Below are 5,965 nucleotides of genomic sequence, written 5' to 3' on the forward strand. Positions count from 1 at the left end.
CTAATAGCATTAATTGTATACGAAATCGGCGTAGAATGCAGGATTCACTGGCCTTATGGCGACGTTTAACTGACATTTATGGTGAATATGGGAGGCTTAAGAATAATAAAAAAATGCGACCCCGGAGGGCCGCCAATCACAAACGTAAACAGTCATCACCATACTGGGAAGCAGGAGAGTACTCTTTTTATTAAAAACCCGCATAGTACGTAGGAATACTACGCGGGGGACACAAGCCGCAAAAGGCAGCCAAACTGTAAAACCAATCAGCAACTAACACTTTGTAAAACTGAAATTTTAAACCCTATTTTACATTCAATCTTTAAATCCACTGTTAACCTATTCTGTAAAATAAAACTTATGCAATAAGGAGCTCATAAACGGGCTGAGTGATAAAATCAACCAGCTCATCTGCAGTCGTCGTTTGCTCAAGAATAACCGCGGCTTCGGTAAAGCGACCATGGGTGAATCTATCCGCCCCCACCTCCTCTTTAACGTGAGCCAGCTCTTGAAGCAACATGTCTTTAAACAAAGATTTTGTGACTAATGTGCCATTCGATAGCTTCTGCTGATGCTTAATCCACTGCCAAATCGAGGTACGAGAAATTTCGGCCGTGGCAGCATCTTCCATTAAACCATATATAGGGACACAGCCATTACCGTTGATCCATGCCTCTATATAGCGCAATGCAATACGAATATTGCGACGCATTCCGTCTTCTGTACGCTCACCTTTGCAGGGTGACAATAGCTCCGGAGCAAGTATTGGTGCATCGACATCGCGAGTGATATGCAGCTGATTGACATGATTATCTCCAATATACTGATTGAAGACTTCCATTGCAGTATCAGCCAAACCGGGATGGGCCACCCAAGTGCCATCATGACCATTTCGCGCTTCAAGCTGCTTGTCTTGACGTACTTTATCTAGGATCTGTTGATTCTCTTTGGGATCTTTTGCAGGAATAAATGCAGCCATACCGCCCATCGCTAACGCGCCACGCTTATGACACGTTTTAACCAACAAGCGCGAGTATGCACTCAGAAAGGGGGTATCCATTGTCACTGATTGTCTGTCAGGTAATATACGGTCACTATGGTTATTCAGTGTTTTTATATAGCTGAATATATAGTCCCAACGCCCACAGTTAAGCGCCACAATGTTTGAGCGTAATTCATATAAAATTTCATCCATCTCAAACACGGCAGGTAGGGTTTCTATTAAGCAGGTACATTTAATCGTGCCAGGTTGTAGACAAAAACGCTCCTCTACAAACGCAAATACCTTTGCCCACCAACGCGCTTCTATATGGCTTTCAAGTTTAGGAATATAGAAGTACGGGCCACTGCCCTTACTTAACAACTGACGATAGTTATTATAAAAATAGACACAAAAATCGAATAAAGCCGCGGGTATCGCTTGCTCTGCATAGCTTACGTGCTTCTCCAACATGTGTAGCCCACGTACACGACAAATCAACACCGCAGGATCAGCAGCTAACGTATATGATTTACCCGTTTCTGCAGAGGTATAACTGATGTCACCGTTAATGGCATCACGTAAATTAATCTGCCCTTCAATCACCTTATCCCAACTTGGAGCAAGTGAATCTTCAAAATCAGCCATAAACACTTTTGCATTGGCATTAAGCGCGTTAATCACCATTTTGCGATCGACCGGCCCCGTTATTTCAACGCGCCTATCTTGCAAGTCATGGGGGATCCCTCTGATCTTCCAGTCACTTTCACGAACGGCTTTAGTCTGTTCAATGAAATCAGGCAACTGACCTTTATCGACAAGCCCTTGCTTTATCTTTCGGTTGGCGAGTAATGTCGGTACATCGTTAGCAAAGTGCTTACAGAGCGTTTTAAGTAAACTTACCGCACCTGCTGTTAATACCGTTTCTTGTCCACTGACAGTGCTAGCGGTAATCACAAGTTCATCTTCAACAACGCTATTATCAATTGTGATCTGTTCTGCCATCAACTTTATCTCCAAACTGTATCGCCTGTATGTATGTTTCATGAAACCGCCGACCTGCGGTGGTGTATCTAGCGCGGCTAAATACGGCTTCTACAATGCAATGGACTCTTTTTCTCTTGAGTAGAAAATCGCAGCCCAACAAAAAACATACTCTGAGGTATATACCCAAATGACCTCGAAATGCCGACTCCTGCATTTCGAGATCACTTTGGTTTATGTCGTTATTTGTAATAAAAGCTAACGATAAACCGTGACTGATGCAAGTAATCCCAGGTTAGTCACCCACTCAAAAGAGGATTGTAATCGCATGTACAACATGGTTACCAACAGCTAAAAACTCATTTAATAACTACTAATAACAAATACTTAACCAAAAACGATGTTTATGTAAGTTTAAAAACAAAGACCTGTAAGACCAGTTGACCAAGCAAGCTCGCTAGAATTACATTCCGTAAATTAATTACGACATGTAAACCATTTAATACGGTTGACATTGAGCATGAAAATATCGCGAATATCGGAAAGCGTTTACACTTCTCTTTGGCGTTAATCAAATAAATTCTTAATTACCAGCGAGTTAAAAGCATAATGAATAATTACCAATGTAAACGACCGTTTAAATTTGACGTTTACGTTAAGTAGAAGTTAAGCATTTGAGTGTTAACAACTCAGGACGAGGGTGAATAGTGACTAACATCACAAAAAATATTGGTTTTATGTAATGTTTTTTTTAAATAATGACTTAAACCAATCTAATAGCCCCCATTTACAGGCCTACATTAGTGCAAAACTCATCTTACCTGCTCGGCTGTGCCGCTAAACTTTGCAATGCAAAAATATGTAATTAGTCAATTTGCGACCGCCATTATTGAGAACAGCAGATTTTGACCAAGGGTATGGGCTGCTCCGTTGCGGATATCAACATATCGAGCAATTCATCGATAACGCTATTGAGTATTGCTACAACGACTCAGAAATAAATCAATACTCCATTGCACCAATAATCAATAGCTATTGCTTTAACTGCAGCAAAACGACATCTGTTGAGGCTTATTCATACAAAAGCTACGGAATAAGCTAACAACACCAAACCACTGCAGCTCCCAATGGCTTCAACGAAACAATAAAGCCTTTAATTTCAATCAAGTGGATTAATACATCTTCATTTATCTTTTTCAGAAGATATTTTTCAGACCCATTTAAATGCAGTATCGACACGCTAAACGCGAGAAAAATACTAATACGAATGAACTAATTACCTTCTCACGACTCAATATAAGCAGCTTATGTAGCCTCAGTGTTAAAACCGAGAAACAACATAGATTAGCAACCTGAGCAAACTCTGCGACAATAGCCCTTGTCAGATAGGGGATTGCTTGGGTATTATGGCCGACAGATTTTGATGAAGTAGCGCATTCAATGACAATTAAAAAAAGAAGTCTTACCCTTTTGGGCGCTGCTGCGCTCTCACTATCGCTCAGTGGCTGTGGTGTATTCGACTATTTGATCTATAAGCCTGACATTCCACAAGGTAACTACATGGAAGACCAGCAGGTAGAAAAGCTGCGTATTGACATGACTAAAGAGCAGGTTGAGTACGTATTAGGCCGCCCTGTTTTACGTGATAGTTTTTCAGACGATACTTGGTATTACGTCTACCACTATAAAAGTGGCCGCGATGCTAGCATCATCCATAAAGAGCTGATCATTAACTTCAACGGCGATATGCTGTCTGAAGTGAAAGGTGACTATGATTTGAGTGAAGAGTTTAATACTCCACTTGAAGAGAGCAAGCTACCTGAAATTAATATGCCAGAAGGCGAGCCTCTGATCCCAGAGCAACGTCCTCAAGCAAAGCCTTTAGTTGAAGAGCAAGAAACTCAACCAGAGTCGCTATCAGAGAAAAACTTCGAATAATTGGAGTGTTAGCTTAGCCCTGCTGAGCTTTCAACAGATATTAAAAATGCGAGCCTCTTTTAAAGAGACTCGCATTTTTGTTTTAGGGCTATCACCTTTTAAAGCATCAACTGACTCAATTAATCGCGTAACAACATAGCGCAGAGTAACAAAAGTCCCTTTACAGCTTAGCGCCGGTGATCTTATTCACCCGCCCTTCGTCTTTCGCTTTTTCTGCACGTTTACGACGCACATCTTTAGGATCAGCGATAAGTGCTCGGTAGATCTCAACCCGCTGCCCAGGTTGCAGTACTTCAGCGTGTTTAACTGAACGACTGAAAATACCTAGCTTAACCGTCTCTAAATCAATTTCAGGGAAATAGCGCTGCATATCACTTTGCTTCACCGCATCAATACACGTGGTCCCTGGTTCAATGTTCACTTTAATCCGCTTTTGCTGTTGCGGCAGAGCATAGATAATTTCAACCGTAAACTGAGCTTGATCTGTATTCATGTGTAAATCACCTTAGCGCGACGAGTAAATGCCGTCACCATAGAAGACATTAACTCTTTAAACACCTTACCAAACGCCAAGTCCGCTATCGGGCTAGAAAACTCAAAGCTAAGTTCAAAATCGACTTTACAGGCATCTTCCGCTAACTCAGTAAACGTCCACTCACCAATCAATTCTTTAAAGGGACCGTTTTCTAACTGCAGCTTAATACTCTTGCCCGCAACAACCTGATTGCGAGTGGTAAATGTTTTACTTATCCCCGCTTTAGCCACATCAACCGAGGCCACCATCGTTGTGCCATCAAACTCCAACACCTTGCCACCCACACAGCCTGGCAAGAACTCTTTATAAGATTCGACATCATTGACTAAGTCATACATCTGCATCGCACTAAAACGAACTAATACATTGCGGGAAATTTGCGGCATTAATGATTGATACTCAAAATATAAACAGGATTGCTGAATTTTAACATGCCTACAAAAAAACGCATCTTTGACACGCTTAACCTTCATTAAGTGCTCAAAAAGCAGACAAACGCATCAGCTAATCCATAAATAACCGAATATTTCGGCTTGGCCAATTCCAAATTGGGCTTGGCTGCGTATAATAGCTAGCCTATGGCTAAGAAAAATGCAAAAAACTCAAAGAACACTTCCGCTTCGATTGCCCGTAATAAACGCGCGACTTTTGACTATAAGTTTGAAGAGAAGATGGAAGCAGGCCTATCTCTAATGGGATGGGAAGTTAAGTCTATTCGTATGGGCAAGGTTAACTTGTCTGAAAGCTACGTATTTCTAAGAGAAGGCGAAGCCTTTCTTTTTGGTTGTACTATCGCGCCACTCAACACCGCCTCGACTCATGTCGTGTGCGATCCACTGCGCTCACGTAAATTACTGCTCAAACGTAAAGAGTTAGATAAATTAAAAGGCTTAGTCGATCGTAAAGGTTACTCAATCGTACCTATCTCTATGTACTGGCAGAAAGGTGCATGGGTAAAGATCGAAATAGGTCTAGGTAAAGGTAAGAAAGAACACGACAAGCGTGACGATACTAAAGATCGCGAATGGCAGATAGAAAAAGCGCGTACCATTAAAAAAGCGGTACAGCAGTAACTTAAGCGCCATTGACTTTTTTATAACGTACGCAAAACGAACAAACGATTGCAAATGCGATTTTTATGCTTGGTAAAACAAGATGTGTCGCGTTACAATCAATCTGTACTTGGGGGCGATTCTGGATTCGACAAGATTCTCGAAACCCTGGGAGCATGCCGAGGGGCGGTTGGCCTCGTAAAAAGCCGCACCGTTATAGTTGCAAACGACTCTAACTACTCTCTAGCAGCTTAGGCTAGCTAGCCATCTTGCCGAAACTTATCAAATGGGTTTGGTTCTTAGATGGTCATCTTACATTTGATAGCGAGGGAACCACGTTCAGGGGTGAACCGCGAAATAGTACTGAACTCGCCAATTACAATCCTGTCTTTCGGAGTGTACTTGGTTAACCAAAAGAGAGACTAAGCATGTAGTGCCTTGGACGTAGGCTTTTTGGACGCGGGTTCGAGCCCCGCC

Annotated in this window: 5 protein-coding genes and 1 other RNA gene; 3 read left to right on the forward strand and 3 right to left on the reverse strand. The window is 41.9% G+C overall.

What is annotated here, in order from left to right; genetic code table 11:
* Window positions 1–358: 358 nt before the first annotated feature.
* Window positions 359–1,984 carry a malate synthase A gene (gene aceB, locus CXF82_RS00240; protein WP_102043457.1) on the reverse strand — a complete coding sequence of 542 codons (1,626 nt, stop codon included), beginning with the start codon at window positions 1,982–1,984 and terminating at the stop codon, window positions 359–361.
* Between the two features lie 1,419 nt (window positions 1,985–3,403).
* On the opposite strand from aceB, the gene CXF82_RS00245 reads away from it, so the two are divergent.
* The gene (locus CXF82_RS00245; protein WP_101093376.1) at window positions 3,404–3,901 is read left to right on the forward strand and encodes an outer membrane protein assembly factor BamE; all 498 of its coding nucleotides are present in this window, start codon (window positions 3,404–3,406) and stop codon (window positions 3,899–3,901) included.
* Between the two features lie 160 nt (window positions 3,902–4,061).
* Here the strand turns inward: CXF82_RS00245 and CXF82_RS00250 are convergent, their stop codons facing one another.
* Together CXF82_RS00250 and CXF82_RS00255 are read right to left on the reverse strand one after the other, a co-directional pair.
* Window positions 4,062–4,394 (reverse strand): RnfH family protein, encoded by a 333-nt coding sequence (locus CXF82_RS00250; RefSeq protein WP_101093377.1) that lies wholly within the window; start codon window positions 4,392–4,394, stop codon window positions 4,062–4,064.
* Window positions 4,391–4,822: an SRPBCC family protein gene (locus CXF82_RS00255; RefSeq protein WP_101093385.1), complete on the reverse strand. Its 432-nt coding sequence runs from the start codon at window positions 4,820–4,822 to the stop codon at window positions 4,391–4,393. The genes CXF82_RS00250 and CXF82_RS00255 overlap by 4 nt, the downstream gene beginning before the upstream one ends.
* A gap of 192 nt (window positions 4,823–5,014) precedes the next feature.
* On the opposite strand from CXF82_RS00255, the gene smpB reads away from it, so the two are divergent.
* On the forward strand, window positions 5,015–5,509 hold the full coding sequence (gene smpB, locus CXF82_RS00260) for an SsrA-binding protein SmpB (protein WP_101093378.1): 495 nt from the start codon (window positions 5,015–5,017) through the stop codon (window positions 5,507–5,509).
* A 111-nt stretch (window positions 5,510–5,620) separates the two neighbouring features.
* Window positions 5,621–5,965, forward strand: a transfer-messenger RNA (tmRNA) gene (ssrA, locus tag CXF82_RS00265); the annotation flags it as partial.

Source organism: Shewanella sp. GutDb-MelDb (assembly GCF_002836075.1).
In the GTDB taxonomy this organism is placed as follows: domain Bacteria; phylum Pseudomonadota; class Gammaproteobacteria; order Enterobacterales; family Shewanellaceae; genus Shewanella.